The following is a 17,725-nucleotide window of genomic DNA, read 5'->3' as shown; positions in this document are numbered from 1 at the left end:
CTCCGCGTGGCGGCGCTTTGCATATTGGCCCTCAGGGGCCGCTGCGCCAGAGGCCGGCGGTGGGGCCTGCTGCCCAGAGCGCGCCGTCCGGCGTGAAGTGGAAGCGCCAGGCGTCCTCCTCCCGGGCGCCCTGCGGCAGCATCGTCTGCAGGGGCACCCAGCTCACGCCCACACGCTCGTAGAAGACATTGCCCATGCGGCCGAGGAGCGTACCGTCGCCCGCCACCAGCTCGCTCGGCTCCGGGCCGAAGGGTCCGTAGCTCCACGCCGCCGCCCCCGGCGCCAGGTGGTAGGTGCCCTCACGCGTACGGGCCCAGGCGGTGCCGTCCGCGCTGAAGATGAGCTGCTCGACCGCAGGCGGTGGGCCACCGCTACCGATGGTCCCCAGCGCGACCCACGACCCGAGGTCTGGATCCCACCGGAGCACGGCGCCTTCTCCGTCGAGCAGGAGCAGCTCTCCCTGCGGTCCGGCGGCGATCTCGGCTACCTGCTGCACAGCGCCCAGCGGCTCCCACGCCCCGTCGCGGCGGCGAAGGACCTGGCCGTTCTGCGCCACGACGGGATCCCCGGCGCTGTCGATGGCGAGTGCCTGGAAGGGATGGTCGCTAGCTGCCGGGATGCGCAGGTGATCCGGCGCAGCGCCGATGCCGAAAGCGTCGCTGCTGGTGGAGAGCCACGTGGTTCCGTCGCCGGCTACGGCGGCCTTTGTCACCGCACCGTCCACCACCCCGGGGGCATAGGGCGCGAAGCGGCCCCCTTCGTCGGCGAGGAAGAGGTTGCCCCGGCCATGGACGACAAGCTCGCGTTGCTGCAGCCGACGAGCAGCCGCCCCTGCAGATCGGTGAGGAGATCGGGCGGGGGCAGACCACGATCGGCAAAGGGCCTCCACCCTTCGTAGGGTGGATCGAGGCGATGACCCGTCCCGGAAATCACCGTGCCATCGCGGCGGACGTCGAAATACCCGAGGCCGGTCAGGGCTTCCGCGACCGGGGTGAAGGTGCCGGCCGCATCGGAGTGGAGCTGCCCGGTTGCGTGCCCGCCTGCAGAGGCGAAGAGCACGCCACCGGGACCGACCGCCAGGTTGCTCACCGTTTGGTCGAGGCCCGTGGAGCGATCGGTCCAGGTCCCTTCGTCTGCAGCGAGCTCCCAGACCCCGGGTCCCCAGGCGAAGACACGATCGCCGCTGGCGAGCAGGTTCACGTCCGCCTGCACCGGCGAGGGGAGCGGGATCCACGCCTCGGAGGGCGCACGCCAACCCCAGGTCGTCGTCGACCGATCCGCCTCGCGCCCCGTGACGACGAGGCTTCCGTCCGCGCGTTGTGCTGCGGCCCAGGGGACGAAGCCCGCCGGGAGCAGCGGGCCCACCGGATCCCAGGTGCGGCCCGCCGCACCACGCCGCAAGACCCGGCCGACGCCGTTCTCCTCGGAGAGGAGCAACACGCTGCCATCCTCGTTTTCGAATGAGCGCCCCTCCGGCGGCAGCGCTTCGGCGATCCATGTGCCGTTGCCTTCGTCCCAGCACCACATCGCGGTCTGGTTGGAGACGAAACACGGCTGTGCCCCGGGGCCCGACGTGAGCCAGGGGTTCTCGAGCGAGGGCGCAGGCGCCACCGCCTCCCAGCTCGCGTCCGCCTCGTTCCAGCGGAGCAAGCCCTTGTCGAACCAGGAGAGCGCCCAGAGGGTGTCGTCCGGTGCGAGCCAATACCGGTAGGCGCTGGTCCCCGCCTGCCGGATGAAGGGGGGAAGCGAGCGCACCGCGGGCGCTGCAATCACTTCCACCTGCACCTCGTCGGAGAGGCCGTTCGCCTCGGAGACCCGGAGGGTGTACCGACCCGGCAGATCCTTGGAGAAACGTACCGCCTTGCCCGCTGGGTCTTCGGCCACGCCGTCGTTCCAGCGATAGACGTCGGGGTAGCCCGGCCGCAGGTTGGCCACGCGGAAGCGTTGCTCCACCCCTGCCACCAGCACCGCACCCCGCGGCTCGATCCGGGGCGTGACGGGGTCGGTTTCCACCCGGACCTCGGCGGAGGCGCTGGCGAAAGCGTTCCCTGCGTAGAGGACGAACCGAGTCCAACCGTCGACGCGGACGTTCAGCGACTGGCGGCCCGCGACGTCGATCGCCGCGCCCGTCGGTCCCGGGCGGCCATCCGGCCCCGGCGCGTAGTGGGGCGTGATGCGGAGCGCGAGCGGCGCGGCGCCGCGCACCGCCCAGCTGAGCTGGACCTCGTCACCGGGCTCCACGTCCCAATCGTCGACGGTGAAGGAGAGGATCTCCGGCGCTCCCTGGTCGGCGACGCGGTGGAGAAGAAGCGTCGCGACGCCCTCGTTGCCCGCGGCATCGAGGGCGCCGACGCGAACCGCGTTGGGGCCGAGCTGGAGCGGTACCTCGAGCTCCAGGGGAACCTCCTCGCCAGGCGGGATCCGCAACGGCTGCGGGGCGCCGTCGTTCACGGCCCAGTGGACGGCAACGACGCCGACCTCGTCCGTGAGCAGCGCCTGCAGCGGGGTGGACGAGGTGGTGAAGGCATCGCCATCCGCCGGGCGAAGGATCTCGACGAGGGGCGGCGTCGTGTCGGGCTGCGGCTGCGCCGAACCGCCGCCACCGCCGGCGCCACCCGCACCACCGGCGCCAGCCCCCTGCACGGCAGCCGGTTGGGTCCCGCCGCAGGCTGCGAGGGCGATGATCCATGCGAAGACGAGCGCCAGCTTCTTCATCGATGCCTCGTATCGGTGTGGTTGCTGCAGTCCCCGCAAGCCCAGCGCTGCCGCCCGGGCCGAACGATTGCATCTCGTCCTTGCATGTCGCCCGTGCAGCCGCCGGATCAGAAGAGGCTCGCCTGCAGCGGCGGGTAGGTCGGCACCAGGCCCCGGGGCAGCAGGTTGGGGTGGCGCTGGTGGGGCAGGGCGGTCCGGGGATCGATCGCGTGGACCACCTCCACCCCCCGGAGCACGAGCGCGTCGCAGAGCAGCAGCCGGTGGCAGCCTGCAGGCGCCGCCTCGGCACACATGAAGGCGGTCGGCAGCCTGCCCCCCAGCTCGATCAGCCGCTCGATCCCGGCGGCGAAGGCGGGGGTCGCCATCCACGCGGCGTAGCCCCGCATCGCCGGCTCCTTGAGCCCCGCGACCTCCGGCAGGTCGGCCTCCGCCCGCCCGCCGCCGAGGCTGTCGCCCATCCACTCGTAGGCGAAGCCCTCCGCCCGCATCGCCGCCGCGAAGGGCTGCCGGTTGAACCAGGGCTGCCTGCCGCTGGCGGGGATCGCCCGGACGTCGATGACCCCGCGGATGCCGTGGGCCCGGAGGAGCTCGAAAAAGAGGGGCAGGGTGCGCGTCGAGTGACCGATGCTGAAGAGGCGCATGGCCGGCACCCTACCATCCGGCCGCCTGCCCGACCCCGGGGAAAGGTTTGCCCGGGCGCGCTGGGAGACCGTATAAACACGCTGGGATTCTGCTCGAACGGAGTCGACGGACGTGATGCCCGAGCATGAAGGTCGAATCGTGCGGGAGGACGGCTTCACCGCCGTGGGGGGCATCCGCATCCACTACGAGGCGTGGGGTGCGGGAGATCCCGTGGTGCTCGTCCATGGACTGGGCGCCTCGGCCGCTGCCTGGCGCCGGGTGGCGCCCCAGCTCGCCGAGGCGGGCTACCGCGTCCTCGCGCTGGACCTGAAGGGCTGTGGCCTCTCCGCCAGGCCCCCCGGGGACTATTCGCGCAAGGCGCTCGCGGCGCTGGTCTGCGGCTTCATGGACAACCTCGGCGTGCGCCGCGCCCGCGCGGTGGTGGGCCACTCGATGGGCGGCGCCATCGCCCTCGAGATCGCCGCCACCCGCCCCGAGCGCACCGACCTCGTGGCGGTGATCGACGGGCAGGGGATCGCGAGCCAGCCCTGGCTCCTCCAGGCCGCCGCGCCGATGACGCCGCTGGTGGGAACCCTCGCCTCCAGCGTCACCGCCCTGAGTCCGGTGGCGCCGCGGCGCTTCTTCGCCCGCATCTACCTCAAGCGGATCTTCTGCGATCCCGCCGCGGTGACCGAGGAGCTGGTGGAGACCTACGCCGCCTCCGCCGACGCCGGCTACCAGCGCGCGATGTTCGCGATGCTCCAGCACATCGGCAATACCGACGACCTCGCCCGGGCGATCCGCACCTTGCAGGCGCCGGCGCTCCTCGTCTGGGGCAAGCAGGATCCGGTCTGCCCGGTGGCCCTCGGCCAGGAGCTCTACGGGGCGCTCCCCGACGCCGAGCTCCACACCCTCGACTTCTGCGGCCACTGCCCGCCGGAGGAGAGGCCCGCCGAGACTGCGAGCCTCCTCGTCGACTTCTTCGCCCGCCGCGGACCGCGGCCCGCACGTCGCGAGGAGGGCCGGGGCGGGGACCTGAACCGGCAGCTCGCCTCGCTCCATCTCTCTGCCTCCGAGCTGGCGGAGGCGACCCGTGAGGCGGAGCAGCGCCTCGAGAAGGCGAGCCGCGCAGCCCGGCCGCGCAAGAGCAGGAAGCGCGGGCCCGGCGGCGAGAACCTCCACTGAAATCGCCTGCGGGGCCCCGCTGCCCCGTGGGAGGGGACACATCGATGGCTTTGGCACCTTGCCGGCTCGGCGTGAACGTCGACCACGTGGCGACGATCCGCCAGGCGCGGCGCGCGACCTACCCCGATCCCGTCGCTGCCGCGACCTTCTCCGAGCTCGGCGGCGCCGACCAGATCACCGTGCACCTGCGCGAGGATCGGCGGCACATCCAGGATCGCGACGTGCGGGTGCTCAAGGAGACCTGCCGCACCCTCCTCAACCTCGAGATGGGCGCCACCGAGGAGATGGTGGGGATCGCGCTGGAGTTGAAGCCCGATCTCGTCACCCTCGTTCCGGAGAAGCGCGAGGAGCTCACGACCGAGGGCGGTCTCGACGTGGCCGGCGCCCGCGCCCACCTCGCGAAGGCGGTGGAGCGGCTCCGCGCTGCTGGGATCGAGGTCTCGATGTTCATCGATCCCGATCGCGCGCAGGTCGACGCCACGAACGCGGTCGGCGCCGACCGCGTCGAGTTCCACACCGGCCGCTACTGCGACCTGCCCCACCCCGAGCGGGCCGAGGCATTCGCCCGGCTGCAGCAGGCCTGCACCCACGCGAAGACCGCGGGGCTCGTGGTCGCAGCGGGACACGGTCTCAACTACGAGAACGTCATCCCCGTCGCTGCGATCCCCGAGATGGAGGAGCTGAACATCGGGCACGCCATCGTGGCGCGGGCGGTGCTCGTCGGCATGGAGCGCGCGGTGCGCGACATGGTCGAGCTGATCCGCTTCGCGCGCAGGTGAAGACGATGCGCGTGCTGGACGCAGCAGAGGCCCGCGAGGTCGACGCGGCGGCGATCGAGACGTTCGGCATCCCGGGCTTGCTCTTGATGGAGCACGCGGCCCGCGCCGTTGCCGACGCGGTGCGCGAGTGGCTCGCGCCGCGCGGCAGGGTGGTGGTGGTGGCAGGCGCCGGCAACAACGCCGGCGACGGCTACGCCGCGGCGCGGCTTCTCCAGGTGGCGGCGGCGTCCGTGCGGATCGTCTCGCTCGTGGAGCAGGAGCGACTGCGGGGCGACGCAGCCACCAACGCCGGGATCTGGGAGCGGCTCGGCGGCACGACGGAGGATTTCTCCGAGCAGGCGCTCGACGACGTCGGCCCTGGCGACGTGGTCGTCGACGCGATCTTCGGCACGGGCCTGCGCCGCGAGCCGGAAGGGGATTTCGCCGCGGCGATCGACGCGGTGAACCACGCCCGCAGCCGCGGCGCCCGGGTGGTGGCGGTGGATCTGCCCAGCGGCCTCTCCGCCGACACCGGCGTGCCGCCCGGCGCCGTGGTGCAGGCGGACTGCACCGTGACCTTCGGGACGCTGAAGCGCGGCCACGTCCTCCAGCCCGGCGCCGATCTCTCCGGCGAGGTGCGGGTCGCCGACATCTCCATCCCGCCGGATGCGCTGCTGGGGATCGGGCCGCCGGTTCGGCTCCTCGACAAGGCCTTCGTGCAGGGGCTCGTGCCTCGGCGCAGCGCCGATTCGCACAAGGGCAACTACGGCCACTGCCTGGTGATCGCGGGATCGTCCGGCAAGAGCGGCGCCGCCGCTCTCGCCGTGCGGGGGGCACTCGTCGGCGGCGCCGGGCTGGTCAGCGTCGCCTCGCGCCCCGAGGTGATCCCGCAGGTCCTCGGCCACGCGATGGAGGCGATGGGGATCGCGCTCCCGGGCGACGGCCCGCTCGGCCTCACCGACGTCGACGCGCTCCTCGAGGCGGCGCAGGGCAAGGCCGCGATCCTCGCGGGCCCGGGGATTCCCCGTGGCGAGGAGACCGGCGCCCTGGTGGCGCGGCTCCTCGCCGAGGCCGCCTGCCCGGTGGTCCTCGACGCCGACGCGCTCAACGCGGTGGCCAAAGCGACCGACTGCTTCCTCGATGCGAACACCGAGGTGGTGATCACCCCGCATCCCGGCGAGATGGCGCGCCTCGCCGGGATCCCGACGGCGGCGGTGCAGGCCGATCGGATCGGCGTGGCGCAGCGTTTCGCCAGGGGGCACCGCTGCACCGTGGTGCTCAAGGGCGCGCGCACGGTGATCGCCGATCCGGACGGCGCGGTGGCGATCTGCCCCACGGGCAACGCGGGGATGGCGACCGGCGGCAGCGGTGACGTGCTCGGGGGACTGGTGGCGGCGCTGCTCGCGCAGGGGCTCGCAGCCTTCGCTGCGGCGCGGGCCGGTGTCTACGTGCACGGCCTCGCTGGCGACAGGCGCGCAGCGGCGCGGGGCGAGATGGGCCTCGTCGCCGGCGACATCCTCGACGGCATCGCAGAGGTGTGGGCCACGTGGAAACGGTGAAGGCGAGCTTGCGCTTCTCCAGCCCGCAGCAGACGCGGGCCTTCGGCGCGAAGCTCGCGTCCCTGCTCCGGCCCGGCGATTTCGTCGGGCTCCAGGGCGACCTCGGCGCAGGCAAGACGCTGCTGGTGCGGTCGATCGCCGAGGGGGCGGGCGTGCCGAGCGAGCAGATCGCTTCGCCGACCTTCGCCATCGTCCATCCCTACACGGGCGGGCGGATCCCGCTCCACCACGCCGATCTCTACCGGATCGCCGACTACGACGAGCTCTACGCCACCGGCTTCCTCGATCTGGTCGGCGCGGGATCGGCGATGCTGGTCGAGTGGATCGACAACGTGCCCGACGCCGCGCCGCGCGAATGGCTGCGGATCGATCTGCGCCACGCGGGGCTGCGCACCCGCGAGATGGATCTCACCGGCTACGGGGCGCGGGGCGCAGCGCTGGTGGCGGCGCTCACCGCGGCTTAGGCGGCAGACGAGTCGCTGCGCTTCCGCCAATTGCCGAGTTGGAAGCGATGGAGGCGCATCTGTGCGTCCACGCCCACGATGCCGTCCACCGGCACCTCGATCCAGGCGTCCTCGAGGGAGACCCGCTCCGAGGCGATCAGCATGTGGTTGACCTCGGTGCCGGGCGCAGCAGGCGGCGCCTCGCAGGTGGGGCCGAAGCGCGCGCAGGTGCCGCGCTCGGGGCAGCGGGTCTTGTGCGTGGAATACCAGAGGGTGCGGCCCCGCCGGATCGCGAGCATCAAGCTGCCGTTGCCCACGAGGAAGGTGGTGGCCGAGGGCACCGCCGCGTCGGGGTCGGTGATGGCGCTCACCGTTCGCACCGTCTCCGCCAGGGCGCGGGCCGCGGTGGCGAGGGGCACGTCGCTCGTCGGATCGGGGGTGAGCCGCGCCAGCCTGCTGAGGAAGATGCCGAAGCAGCGCGCGCTGTCCGTGTCGCCGATCACCACGTGGGCGAAGGCGGCGTCGATCTCCTGCTCGATCCGCGCCTGGTGGCGGGCGAAGTCGGTCACCGTCCCGTTGTGGGCGAAGAGCCACGGGCCCCAGCGGAAGGGATGGGCGTTGTCGAGGGTGACGGGGCCGACGCTCGCCTTGCGGATGTGGGCGAGCACCGCGTGGGAGCTCACCATCTCCGCGTGGCGGGTGAAGGCCTCCTCGGCGTAGGCGGCGCCGGCGCCGCGGACCAGCTGCGGGGCGGCTCCGTCGTCGCCCCACCAGCCGATCCCCCAGCCGTCGGGGTGTTCACGGCTCTGGACCTGCAGCGCGTTGTTCTCGCGCACCAGGGAGCGATGGACGGCGGAAGGGCCTTGCGATCGAAATCCGAATAAGCGGCACATCTTTCTGCCCAACACGGTAACACCGCCGATCTCTCCCGCGAAGAGCAGGGGGACCCGCGTGAGTCTGTGCGCCCGTGGGGGAGGCAGGCAGGCGTGCGTTCACCTGGTGTGTCAATCATCCGGCGGGCGGACGCCGCGGGCCCGCGGGAAGGACGCCGCGGATCTCGCCGGCGAGGGAGCGGAGCGCGGCGCCGAGGGGGGAGCGCCTGCGCCAGGCCATCGCCAGGGTCCGGTGCGGGACCGGGGGCGCGAAGGGGCGCACGCAGAGCCCCCCGTGTTTCGCCTCGGCCTCCACCGCGATCGCCGGCAGGAGCGTGACGCCGAGGCCGGCGCCGACCATCTGCACGAGGGTGGCGAGGCTGGTGGCGCGGACGTCCGACTCGTCCACGGTCGCCCGGGAGCAGATGGCAAGGGCCTGCTCCCGCAGGCAGTGCCCGTCGTCGAGGAGGAGGATCCGCTCGCCTGCGAGCGACTCGGTGCGGAGCCTGCCGCGCCCCTTCGCCAGGGGATGGCCCGGGGCGGTGGCGAGCACGAAGGGGTCGGCGCCCACCGCCTCGTAGTCGAGGTCGCCGAGATCGGCCTCCAGCGCGAGCAGGGCGCCGTCGAGGGAGCCCTTCGCCAGGCCCTCCACCAGCGTCGGGGTCTTCTCCTCGATCCAGATCACGGTGAGCCGGGGGAAGGCCCTGCGCAGCGCCGGCGCCGCCAGCGGCAGCAGGTAGGGCGCGAGGGTGGGGATGACGCCGATCCGCAGGGTGCCCGCCAGTGGATCGACGAAGCGCCGGGCGGCTTCGGCGAGATCCCCGGTCTCGATCAGGATCCGGCGGGCCCGGGCCACGAGCTCCTGCCCGGCAGCGGTGAGGAGGACCCCGCGGCGGTCGCGTTCGAAGAGGCGCACGCCGAGCGCCCCTTCCGCCTCCGCGATCTGCGCGCTCAAGGAGGGCTGGGAGACGGCGCAGCGCGCTGCAGCGCCGCGGAACGAGGCCTCCTCCGCAACGGCGACCACGTATTGGAGCTGGCGAAGGGTGACCGGCAGGGGAGCGAAACGCATGATAGCTGCATCCTATCGAAGTCATTCGAATGATGTCATCGACGGAAGGGCAGGACGGACGCAAGGTCTCGGTTGTGAGAGAGGGAGGTGGACCGTCTTTCGAGACGGTCCGGGAAGGAATGGAAGCCATGGGTCTCGCAGCCATCGCCGGTATCAGCTCGGGGGCGCTGCACGCCATCGCCGGTCCGGATCACGTGCTCAGCCTCGCGCCGCTCTCGGTGGGGCGGAAGCGGGGCGCCTGGCGGATCGGGCTGCTCTGGGGCCTCGGCCACGCGCTGGGGACCGCCGCTGCAGCGGTGATCCTCTTCCTCGCGGTCTCCGCCGCAGACCTCCACGGCGTCGATTCGTGGGCGGAAGGGATCGCGGGGCTGGCGCTGATCGGCATGGGGATCTGGGGCCTGGTGCGCCGCCACCGCGCGCACCGTGGCTGCGAGGGCGCGATCACCGGCAGGAGCATCTGCACCGTCGGCCTCATCCACGGCTGCACCGGCGCCGCGGCGCTGCTCATGCTGCTCCCCGCTGCGGTGGCCGAGTCGGATCTGGTGCGCCTCGTCTTCCTCGGTGGCTTCTCGCTCGGCAGCACCCTCGCCATGGCGGGGCTCACCGCCGCGATGGCGGCGATGGCCGCACGCCGCGGCAGCCTGGGCGCCCTTCTCCGCGGCAGGCTGCCGGCGCTGGCCTCGGTGGGCTCGATGGCCCTCGGCTCCTTCTGGATCGCCGGGGCGCTCTGACCGATCAGCCGCAGCGCGCCGGCAGGTGGTCGGCGCGGTGCACGACCCTGCCGCCGATCACCACCACCCGCGCATGCGAGGCGGCCATGTGCCAGGCGAGGTGCTCCACCGAGCTCGCGCCGTGGACCACGAGATCCGCGCGGCGTCCCGGCGCGATCTGCCCCCGATCCTCGAGCCCGAGCGCAGCGGCGCCGCCGGCGGTGGCGGCGTAGAACGCCTCCGCGGCGGAGAGCCCGTTGCCGAGGCAGGCGAGGGAGAGCGCGAGCGAGTAGCTCTCGCTCATCGCGCTGCCCGGGTTGCAATTGCTCCCCAGCGCGAGGCGCACGCCGGCGTCGGCCAGGGCGCGCCCCGGCGCGTAGCGCGGGCATTTGAGGTAGAGGGTGGAGACCGGCAGGAGCGTCGCCGTCACACCTGCGGCGGCCATCGCCTCGATCCCCGCCGGCGTGATCTCCTCGAGGTGGTCGGCGGTGGCGGCGCCGAGCTCCGCCGCCAGCTCCGCGCCGCCACCGGCGGTGAGCTGATCGACGTGGAGCCGCACGCCGAGGCCGTGGGCCTTCGCGGCCTTCGCCACCTGCCGCGCTTCGTCGGGGGTGAAGGCGCCCTTCTCCACGAAGACGTCGACGAAGCGGGCGAGACCCTCCTCCACCACGACGGGGAGGAGCTCGGAGAGCATCCGCTCGATCCACGCGGAGCGATCGCCTGCATCCGGCGGCAGCGCGTGGAGGGGAAGGGCGGTGCCGACGAGGCCGATCGGCTGCACGCGTCCCAGGGCACGGACGGCCCGCAGCATCTTCAGCTCGTCGGCAACCGTGAGGCCGTAGCCGCTCTTCACCTCGCAGGTGGTGACACCCTCGGAAAGCAGCCTCGCGAGACGCTGCGCGGCGCCCTGGACCAGCTCCTCCTCGCTGGCGGCGCGGGTGGCCCGCACCGTGGCGAGGATCCCGCCGCCGGCAGCGAGCAGCTCCTGGTAGCTGGCCCCTGCGCAGCGCAGCGAGAATTCGCGGGCCCTGTCGCCGGCGAAGACCACGTGGGTGTGGGCGTCGACGTAGCCCGGCGCCACGAGGCCCCCGGCAGCGTCGATCACCTCGCCACCAGGCAGCAGCTCGACCGATCGATCGAGATCGGCTTCGGGGCCGACCCAGACGATCGAGCCCTCCCGCACGGCGACGGCGCCATCGGGGATCGGGGCGAGGGCGGCGTCGCCGCCGGACGTGCCGGTGCAGGTGATCACCTGCCCGGCGCCACGGAGGATGAGATCGGCGGAAATCACAGGGGCCTTCTACCAAGCCCGCGGCGAAAAATGGATCCCTCCGATAGCGGCAGGTAGCGTTCGCGCGATTGGAGGGCCGCCATGCGCCGCATCGTTTCGCTTCTCGCCATCCTGCTCCTCGTGCTGCCCGTTGGTGCCGGCGCGCAGCTGGGCAACACCCGGGCGCTGCCGAGCGGCTTCCTCTACGTGGGCACCGGCCCGGGCTTCAATTTCGGCGGGCATTCGCTGCCGCGGGCGCTCTACATGGACGCGCTCACCGCCGGTTACGTCTTCTCGAACGGCCTCGACCTCTCCTATTCGCTCTCGGGGATGAACTGGTTCCCCGACGAGAACGACTGGTCGATCACCATGAACCGCTTCGCGGTGGGCTGGCGGCCCTTCATGCGGGACCCGCTCCCGATGATCCAGCCCTACCTCCAGGCCGGCGGCAGCGTCGGCGGCGAGGGGCGCTGGGTCTGCGAGCCGGAGCCGGAGTGTGATCCCTCCCGCAACTCGTGCCGTGACGTCTGCGGCAGGTCGAATTGGGTGGGCGGCTTCTTCGCCGGCGGCGGCTTCGACGTCACCTCGCGGCTCTTCGACGTGGGCAACCAGCAGGTGCTCTTCTACGTCGGCACCCAGCTCCGCTACGAATACGTCGGCAGCCGCTACCACATGGGCGTGATCACCTTCCCGATCGGCCTCAAGCTGCTCTGATCGGGATCAGAAGCTCCAGGTGAAGCCGCCGAGGTATTGCTCCTGCAGGGCGCCGGTGGCGAGGTCCCAGCCCACCGAGGCGTAGCCGTCCAGGGACAGCGACTCGAGCAGGTGGAGCTGCACCAGCGGCAGCGAGCGATCGGCCAGGGTGAGCGCGGAGCCGACCAGCAGCGTCACCCCGGGGCGGGTCGCGTCGATGCGCCAGCCGTCGCTGGCGAAGCGCTGCCCGGCGTTCGCCCCGATGGCGATCGTCGCCACCTCCCCGAGGGTGAGCGTGTAGCCCGCCTGCAGCTGCGGCCGCCAGGCGGCGAAGGCGCTGGTGCCGCCGCGGCTCCAGCTCACCGCAGACTGGATTGCCGCGCCGGCGATCACGCTCTGCCTGCCGCCGAACCAGCGCCTGCCGTCGAAGCTGGCGATGGGCAGCAGCTTGCCGAACCCGCCCTCCGCGGACGACGAGCCGAAGCTGAAGCTGGTGCCGAGGGCGGCGAGGCCTTCCCAGCCGGTCGTCCGATCGCCCAGCCGGAGCGAGAGGCCGGGCCTGGTGATCGAGAGGGTGATCCGCTCGCTGAGGCCCACGCCCAGCGAGAGAGCGAGGCCGGTGTCGCCGCTGGCGGCGCTGGGCTCGGCGAAGAGCAGGCTCGTGTCTTCGTAGACCCGCCCGACGGCGAGGCGCAGCTCCCAATCGCCAGGCGAAAGCGAGGTGGCGCCGTGGGCAGGCGTGCTCCCCTTGGCGGCGAGGGCCGAGGCGCCGACGAGCTGCAGATCCTCCTCGCGGAGCTCCACCTGGCCGCCCGCAGGTAGCGCCACCTCGATGGCGAGCACGCCCGCGTCGGCGCGGCGGCGGACGAGGTAGTCGCCCGGCGGCAGCGCCACCACCGTCTCCCGCTCGCCCGGCGGCAGCTCCACGACCACGAGGCCGGTGTCGAGGCGCACCACCTGCAGCGGTCCCTCCTTCTGCCGCAGCGCGAAGCGGCTCGGGCCTGCTTCGATCCGCGCCAGGGCGAGATCGCGCCTGCCCCGCAGGTTCATCTCGAAGCTCGGCGTCTGCGGCGCGCCGGCGTGGATGGCGCTGTCGCGGATGGTGAGCCGGTGGGCGTATTCGAAGGCCTCGCTCACCGTGACCTCGCCGTCGCCGCTGCGATCTGCAGCGCCCCGCAGGCCAGCGATGAGATGGTGGGTGAAGAACGAGCCGCCGATCACCTCCGCCTCGTGGGCATCCTCGAGGCCGGACGTGGAGGCGACGAGGACCGATCCCTCGCTGCCGAGCGTCATCGGCGCGTGGACCTCGAAGGGCGCGTCGGCGTGGAGCCCCTTGGTGCCCGTCCAGGCGCCGCCGCGGCAGGCGTCGAGGATCCCGAGGCGCACGCTGCCAGCGCGCTCGTCGAGGCGCTCCTTGAGCGCCGCCAGCGAGAGGGCCTTGCCGGCGGGGTAGAGCGCCTCGTTGTCCGCGTGGCCCGAGTAGTAGAAGAGCAGCAGCGATTCCTCGCTGCCCCGGAGCGCGTACGCCACCTCGTCGAGGCGGCGGAGCACCGTGTCGGGCTGGGGATCGAGGAGCACGTGCACGTCGGCGGTCCGGAAGTCGCCGACGTCGACCAGCATCTGGGCGAAGGCCCGGGCGTCCGCATGGGCGTAGCGCAGCGCGGCCCTGCCGGCTGGCGCGCCGTTGGCGCCGACCACCACCGCGATGCGGCGCAGCGCGTGGGCATCGGCTGCCGCGAGGAGCACGAGTAGGAGGAGGGCGGCGCGGATCATCGGGCCGCCTTGGGGATCTCGAGGGTGGTGGTCCAGGCGGCGCCTTCGGGATCGGTGGGCGCCGCGTCCAGGGCCACGTGGATCCGCTCCGGACCCGGGGCGTCGTCGAGCCGCCAGCTCTCCGGAAGCAGGTATTCGACCGCGGGATCGATCCGGGCGTGGTGCAGCGTGCCGAAGCTGCCGTCGGCGGCGCGGGTCGAGACGGCGAGCCAGGCGAAGCCCTCCGGCGCCACCTTGAGCCGGATCCGATCGCCGGGGCGCAAGGGCTCGGTGCCGTTCCACAGGGTGGTGCGTCCGTCGCGCAGCACGTAGAGCGCCACCGAGGGCATTCCCTTCGGCGCCACGTAGGGCGGCGGCTCCACCGGCGCCGGGAGGAGGAGGAGCGTAGCCGCAGCGGTGGCGCCGGCGAGGGCGAAGCCGCCGATCCAGCGGAAGCGGGGGAGGCGGAAGCGACGCGGCGGCGCCTGCCGCGCCCAGGCGGGCAGGGCGGCTTCGGTCGGCTGCACGGAGGCGAGGTGCGCGCTGCAGCGGGGGCAACTCCCGACGTGCGCCTCGACGGCGGCGCTGTACTCGCCGAGCGCGTGGCGATCGAGCTCGAGATACGAAGGATGGTTCACGACGCAGCCTCCGCCCGCAGCAGCGCGAGCCTCTCGTCGAAGCGCTTGAGCACCCGGCGCACCGTGCGGTCGGAGACGTCCGCCACCTTCGCCACCTCCTCCTGCCCCAGCCCGTCGATGCGGTGGAGGATCGCGATGGCCAGCTCGTCCGCCGGCACACCGCCGGCGATCCGCGCCAGCTCCTGCCGTGCCTGCACCAGCCCTTCGAGAGACGCCCCCGGCTCCCGATCGACCGGCGCCTCCACCACGAAGCGCCGCCGGCGGATGAGATCCACCGCGAGGTTCGTGCTCGTCCGGTAGATCCAGGCCGTCACCTGCCGCGGCTCCTCCTCCGCCACGGCGCTCTTCCAGAGCCGCACGAAGGTCTCCTGCGCCACGTCCTGCGCCTCGTCCCCGTCCCCGAGCATGCGGGCGCACTTCTCCCGGATGATCGGAAAGAAGCGGCGGTAGGCAGTCTCCACGCTGCAGCTCAAAAGACGATCCCCAGGGCGCCACGCAACACCGGTAGCCAGCCTACGCTGAGAAGGTGCGCACCGGCGGGATCTTCGCTACCGTCAATCACGCCACCAGCCTGGACCTGTAGGTCGAAGCCGATGGATTGGACCGGCCAGAAGGCGAGATCGAGCGAGGCCACCGGCCCTGTAAGAAACAGCCATTCCGGCGGCTCGTCCTCGTCGGCACGCGGCGCGAACGGGAACGCAGACCACTGGGGCCTCGTCTTGTAGGTCACCACCCGCAGCGAGGGGACGACGTCCAATGTCCACCTGCCGCCCCATGTGCCATCCACGAGCCCCAGCACCCAACCGGCGCGGGCCACGTAATACGGGGCTGCCTCGGAGAGCGGCATGACCGCAAGGCCCGCCTCCAACTCGAGCGGGACGCCGACGCGCACGCCGAGCGACGGACCGAACCCCTCCGGCAGTCCCGCGCCGAGATGGAGCGCACCTCGCACCTCGGCACCCGTACGTGTCGCGACGAGGACGAGGAACACGGCCGCGAACTGCGCGAGAAGGGCGGCGGCTGAGTGCGCGAGCAGTCTCATGCAGGGAGAACGAACGATGCGCGCAAAGCCGGACACGATCGTATCACCACCGGAGGAGGGCAGGATCGGCGGTCCCGCCGACCGGAGGCGGAACCTCCGGCGGGCCGATGAGGTAACCCGCAAGCAGCAGGCCGGCGCCAGTAGCAGCGGAAAGGCCGCCGAGGTAGACCAAGATCAGGTCGTCGAGGTCGGCGTCATCGGCCGCGAGCCGGGCCGTACCGACGGTGCCGTATAGCAAGCCTGCCCCTGCGAAGATCCAGCCTGTGATCCGAAAGGTCTTGCCGCGATCTGGGACGTCGACTTCGGCCCAGCTCGGCACCACGGGGCGACCGTCTTGTACCGCATCCGAGTGCAGCCAGACCGATTCACCGTCGACGTTCCGCGCCGCGACCGTTGGCGCGGCGCCCGCGCGCGCGCGCCGGAGCTGGTCCTCCTGCACGAAGTAGCGCGACGTGCATCCGGAGAGCAGCAGCGAAAGCGTGCACACGAGAAACTGCCGTTCCATCGTTCCGTTCCCCCTTCTCAAAAGAGAGAACGCACGGGACACGCCGATCCGGACAGTGCTCCGTCACGGAGGTGAAATCGAAAGGGCCGCGCCCGACGGCACGGCCCCCTCGGTGAACAGGCAAACGCGCAGTTTAGCGCGTGATGCCGGGGATCGACACCCCGCGCTCCTTCGCCACCGCGATCGCCTCCTCGTAGCCTGCGTCTGCATGCCGCAGCACGCCCATCGCCGGGTCGCCGGCCAGCGTGCGCGAGAGCCGCCGCGCCGCCGCCTCGGTGCCGTCGGCGACGATCACCTGCCCCGCGTGCTGCGAATAGCCGATGCCCACGCCGCCGCCGTGGTGGAGGCTGACCCAGGAGGCGCCATTCACCGCGTTCACCAGCGCATTGAGCAGCGGCCAGTCGGCCACCGCGTCGCTGCCGTCCTTCATCGCCTCGGTCTCGCGGTTGGGCGAGGCCACCGAGCCGCAGTCGAGGTGATCGCGGCCGATGACGATCGGCGCCTTCACCTTGCCGGTGCGCACCAGCTCGTTGAAGAGCAGGCCTGCCTTCTCGCGCTCGCCGTAGCCGAGCCAGCAGATCCGGGCGGGCAGGCCCTGGAACTCGATCCGCTCCTTCGCGAGCTTCAGCCAGCGCTGCAGCCCCTTCTTCTCGGGGAAGAGCTCGGCGATGGCCCGGTCGGTAACGTAGATGTCCTCGGGATCACCCGAGAGCGCCACCCAGCGAAATGGGCCCATGCCCTCGCAGAAGAGCGGCCTGATGTACGCGGGCACGAAGCCCGGGTAGTCGAAGGCGTTCTCGACGCCCACGTCCTTGGCGCCCTGGCGCAGGTTGTTGCCGTAGTCGAAGACGTGGCTGCCGGCCTGCTGCATCTCGAGCATCGCCCGGACCTGCACCGCCATCGACTCCTTGGCCCGGCGGATCACCTGCTGGGGATCGCGCTGCCGCATCGCCTCGAGGTCGGGGCCGCTGATGTCGGTCGGCGCGTAGCCGTTCAAGGGATCGTGGGCGCTGGTCTGATCGGTGACGAGGTCGAACTTCACCCCCCGCCGCACCAGCTCCGGGAAGATCTGCGCGGCGTTGCCGATGAGGCCCACCGAGATCCCCTCGCGCTTCGCCTTCGCCTCCTCGACCAGGCGGATCGCCTCGTCGAGATCGTGGACGAGCAGGTCGAGGTAGCGGGTCTCGAGGCGGCGCTGGGCGCGCCACTCGTCGATCTCCACGCAGAGGCAGGCGGCGCCCGCCATCGCAGCAGCCAGCGGCTGGGCGCCGCCCATGCCGCCGAGCCCCGCGGTGAGCACCGAGCGGCCCGCGAGATCCTCGGTGCCGTAGTGCTTCTTCGCCGCGGCCATGAAGGTCTCGTAGGTGCCCTGCACGATCCCCTGGGTGCCGATGTAGATCCACGAGCCCGCGGTCATCTGGCCGTACATCATCAGCCCGGCCTTCTCGAGCTCCCAGAAGTGCTCCCACGTGGCCCATTTGCCCACGAGGTTCGAGTTGGCGATGAGCACGCGGGGCGCGTCCTCGTGGGTGCGGAGCACGCCGACCGGCTTGCCGCTCTGCACGAGGAGGGTCTCGTCGTCGCCCAGGTTCCGCAGGGTGGCGACGATCCGATCGTAGGAGGGCCAATCCCGCGCCGCCTTGCCGGTGCCGCCGTAGACCACCAGGTCCTGCGGCCGCTCGGCGACCTCCGGATCGAGGTTGTTCATGAGCATGCGCAGGGCGGCTTCCTGCACCCAGCCCTTGCAGCTCTTCTCGCTTCCACGTGGCGCCCGAATCACGCGATCCATCTCGAGGGTTCCTCCCGCAAAAAACGGGCGCAGAATAGGGAAAGGCAGGCCCCCCGTCGACCCCCGCGTTCCACGCCCGGTCTTCGGCGGGGGCCGCGACGTCC

General features: G+C 72.2%; 18 protein-coding genes. 6 read left to right on the top strand and 12 right to left on the bottom strand.

Going from position 1 to position 17,725, the window contains the following annotated elements:
* Window positions 1–31: 31 nt before the first annotated feature.
* The 3 genes from ACESMR_RS22060 to ACESMR_RS22050 form a co-directional block, all read right to left on the bottom strand.
* Window positions 32–712 (bottom strand): hypothetical protein, encoded by a 681-nt coding sequence (locus tag ACESMR_RS22060; RefSeq protein ID WP_373049294.1) that lies wholly within the window; start codon window positions 710–712, stop codon window positions 32–34.
* On the bottom strand, window positions 709–2,715 hold the full coding sequence (locus ACESMR_RS22055) for a hypothetical protein (RefSeq protein ID WP_373049293.1): 2,007 nt from the start codon (window positions 2,713–2,715) through the stop codon (window positions 709–711). The genes ACESMR_RS22060 and ACESMR_RS22055 overlap by 4 nt, the downstream gene beginning before the upstream one ends.
* Window positions 2,716–2,822: 107 nt before the next feature.
* Window positions 2,823–3,356 (bottom strand): DUF488 family protein, encoded by a 534-nt coding sequence (locus ACESMR_RS22050; protein ID WP_373049292.1) that lies wholly within the window; start codon window positions 3,354–3,356, stop codon window positions 2,823–2,825.
* Between the two features lie 115 nt (window positions 3,357–3,471).
* On the opposite strand from ACESMR_RS22050, the gene ACESMR_RS22045 reads away from it, so the two are divergent.
* From ACESMR_RS22045 to tsaE, 4 genes are read left to right on the top strand one after another with little or no spacing between them, the layout of a single operon-like run.
* Window positions 3,472–4,521 carry an alpha/beta fold hydrolase gene (locus ACESMR_RS22045; RefSeq protein ID WP_373049291.1) on the top strand — a complete coding sequence of 350 codons (1,050 nt, stop codon included), beginning with the start codon at window positions 3,472–3,474 and terminating at the stop codon, window positions 4,519–4,521.
* A 44-nt stretch (window positions 4,522–4,565) separates the two neighbouring features.
* Window positions 4,566–5,300, top strand: a complete 735-nt coding sequence (locus ACESMR_RS22040; protein WP_373049290.1) for a pyridoxine 5'-phosphate synthase — start codon at window positions 4,566–4,568, stop codon at window positions 5,298–5,300.
* A 5-nt stretch (window positions 5,301–5,305) separates the two neighbouring features.
* The gene (locus ACESMR_RS22035) at window positions 5,306–6,838 is read left to right on the top strand and encodes an NAD(P)H-hydrate dehydratase (protein ID WP_373049289.1); all 1,533 of its coding nucleotides are present in this window, start codon (window positions 5,306–5,308) and stop codon (window positions 6,836–6,838) included.
* Entirely contained in the window at window positions 6,817–7,302 is a 486-nt protein-coding gene (tsaE, locus tag ACESMR_RS22030; protein ID WP_373049288.1) for a tRNA (adenosine(37)-N6)-threonylcarbamoyltransferase complex ATPase subunit type 1 TsaE, read from the top strand. The genes ACESMR_RS22035 and tsaE overlap by 22 nt, the downstream gene beginning before the upstream one ends.
* Here tsaE and ACESMR_RS22025 read toward each other — a convergent pair.
* Both ACESMR_RS22025 and ACESMR_RS22020 read right to left on the bottom strand, forming a co-directional pair.
* Window positions 7,299–8,174: a class II glutamine amidotransferase gene (locus ACESMR_RS22025; protein ID WP_373049287.1), complete on the bottom strand. Its 876-nt coding sequence runs from the start codon at window positions 8,172–8,174 to the stop codon at window positions 7,299–7,301. The two genes, tsaE and ACESMR_RS22025, sit on opposite strands and share 4 nt — an antisense overlap.
* Before the next feature lie 115 nt (window positions 8,175–8,289).
* Window positions 8,290–9,222, bottom strand: a complete 933-nt coding sequence (locus tag ACESMR_RS22020; RefSeq protein WP_373049286.1) for a LysR substrate-binding domain-containing protein — start codon at window positions 9,220–9,222, stop codon at window positions 8,290–8,292.
* Between the two features lie 128 nt (window positions 9,223–9,350).
* Here ACESMR_RS22020 and ACESMR_RS22015 point away from each other — a divergent pair, with 128 nt between their 5' ends.
* Window positions 9,351–9,953: a hypothetical protein gene (locus ACESMR_RS22015; protein WP_373049285.1), complete on the top strand. Its 603-nt coding sequence runs from the start codon at window positions 9,351–9,353 to the stop codon at window positions 9,951–9,953.
* Window positions 9,954–9,957: 4 nt separating this feature from the next.
* Here ACESMR_RS22015 and hutI read toward each other — a convergent pair whose 3' ends face one another.
* Entirely contained in the window at window positions 9,958–11,223 is a 1,266-nt protein-coding gene (gene hutI, locus ACESMR_RS22010) for an imidazolonepropionase (RefSeq protein WP_373049284.1), read from the bottom strand.
* An 81-nt stretch (window positions 11,224–11,304) separates the two neighbouring features.
* On the opposite strand from hutI, the gene ACESMR_RS22005 reads away from it, so the two are divergent.
* Window positions 11,305–11,916 (top strand): hypothetical protein, encoded by a 612-nt coding sequence (locus ACESMR_RS22005; protein WP_373049283.1) that lies wholly within the window; start codon window positions 11,305–11,307, stop codon window positions 11,914–11,916.
* A 6-nt stretch (window positions 11,917–11,922) separates the two neighbouring features.
* Here the strand turns inward: ACESMR_RS22005 and ACESMR_RS22000 are convergent, their stop codons facing one another.
* From ACESMR_RS22000 to hutU, 6 genes are all read right to left on the bottom strand, one after another.
* Window positions 11,923–13,668, bottom strand: a complete 1,746-nt coding sequence (locus ACESMR_RS22000) for a caspase domain-containing protein (RefSeq protein WP_373049282.1) — start codon at window positions 13,666–13,668, stop codon at window positions 11,923–11,925.
* Window positions 13,665–14,285: a hypothetical protein gene (locus ACESMR_RS21995; RefSeq protein ID WP_373049281.1), complete on the bottom strand. Its 621-nt coding sequence runs from the start codon at window positions 14,283–14,285 to the stop codon at window positions 13,665–13,667. Before ACESMR_RS21995 ends, ACESMR_RS22000 begins: the two co-directional genes overlap by 4 nt.
* Window positions 14,282–14,746, bottom strand: a complete 465-nt coding sequence (locus ACESMR_RS21990) for an RNA polymerase sigma factor (protein ID WP_373049280.1) — start codon at window positions 14,744–14,746, stop codon at window positions 14,282–14,284. The genes ACESMR_RS21995 and ACESMR_RS21990 overlap by 4 nt, the downstream gene beginning before the upstream one ends.
* Before the next feature lie 8 nt (window positions 14,747–14,754).
* Window positions 14,755–15,327, bottom strand: coding sequence for a hypothetical protein (locus ACESMR_RS21985; protein ID WP_373049279.1), 573 nt, complete (start codon window positions 15,325–15,327; stop codon window positions 14,755–14,757).
* A 43-nt stretch (window positions 15,328–15,370) separates the two neighbouring features.
* Window positions 15,371–15,832 (bottom strand): hypothetical protein, encoded by a 462-nt coding sequence (locus tag ACESMR_RS21980; protein WP_373049278.1) that lies wholly within the window; start codon window positions 15,830–15,832, stop codon window positions 15,371–15,373.
* Between the two features lie 133 nt (window positions 15,833–15,965).
* Window positions 15,966–17,621 (bottom strand): urocanate hydratase, encoded by a 1,656-nt coding sequence (gene hutU, locus ACESMR_RS21975; RefSeq protein WP_373049277.1) that lies wholly within the window; start codon window positions 17,619–17,621, stop codon window positions 15,966–15,968.
* Between the last annotated feature and the right edge of the window lie 104 nt (window positions 17,622–17,725).

This window comes from Vulgatibacter sp., from assembly GCF_041687135.1.
Taxonomy (GTDB): Bacteria; Myxococcota; Myxococcia; order Myxococcales; family Vulgatibacteraceae; genus JAWLCN01.
This window is presented reverse-complemented; position numbering and strand designations above follow the sequence as displayed.

What these genes read in the sequence shown, in the direction of transcription:
- ACESMR_RS22020 (WP_373049286.1), bottom strand. Translation starts at nt 9,222, where the DNA reads ATGCGTTTCGCTCCCCTGCCGGTCACCCTTCGCCAGCTCCAATACGTG.
- ACESMR_RS22000 (WP_373049282.1), bottom strand. Translation starts at nt 13,668, where the DNA reads ATGATCCGCGCCGCCCTCCTCCTACTCGTGCTCCTCGCGGCAGCCGAT.
- hutU (WP_373049277.1), bottom strand. Translation starts at nt 17,621, where the DNA reads ATGGATCGCGTGATTCGGGCGCCACGTGGAAGCGAGAAGAGCTGCAAG.
- ACESMR_RS22040 (WP_373049290.1), top strand. Translation starts at nt 4,566, where the DNA reads ATGGCTTTGGCACCTTGCCGGCTCGGCGTGAACGTCGACCACGTGGCG.
- ACESMR_RS22005 (WP_373049283.1), top strand. Translation starts at nt 11,305, where the DNA reads ATGCGCCGCATCGTTTCGCTTCTCGCCATCCTGCTCCTCGTGCTGCCC.
- ACESMR_RS21980 (WP_373049278.1), bottom strand. Translation starts at nt 15,832, where the DNA reads ATGGAACGGCAGTTTCTCGTGTGCACGCTTTCGCTGCTGCTCTCCGGA.
- ACESMR_RS22015 (WP_373049285.1), top strand. Translation starts at nt 9,351, where the DNA reads ATGGGTCTCGCAGCCATCGCCGGTATCAGCTCGGGGGCGCTGCACGCC.
- ACESMR_RS22050 (WP_373049292.1), bottom strand. Translation starts at nt 3,356, where the DNA reads ATGCGCCTCTTCAGCATCGGTCACTCGACGCGCACCCTGCCCCTCTTT.
- ACESMR_RS22035 (WP_373049289.1), top strand. Translation starts at nt 5,306, where the DNA reads ATGCGCGTGCTGGACGCAGCAGAGGCCCGCGAGGTCGACGCGGCGGCG.
- ACESMR_RS22025 (WP_373049287.1), bottom strand. Translation starts at nt 8,174, where the DNA reads ATGTGCCGCTTATTCGGATTTCGATCGCAAGGCCCTTCCGCCGTCCAT.
- ACESMR_RS22045 (WP_373049291.1), top strand. Translation starts at nt 3,472, where the DNA reads ATGCCCGAGCATGAAGGTCGAATCGTGCGGGAGGACGGCTTCACCGCC.
- ACESMR_RS21985 (WP_373049279.1), bottom strand. Translation starts at nt 15,327, where the DNA reads ATGAGACTGCTCGCGCACTCAGCCGCCGCCCTTCTCGCGCAGTTCGCG.
- ACESMR_RS22055 (WP_373049293.1), bottom strand. Translation starts at nt 2,715, where the DNA reads ATGAAGAAGCTGGCGCTCGTCTTCGCATGGATCATCGCCCTCGCAGCC.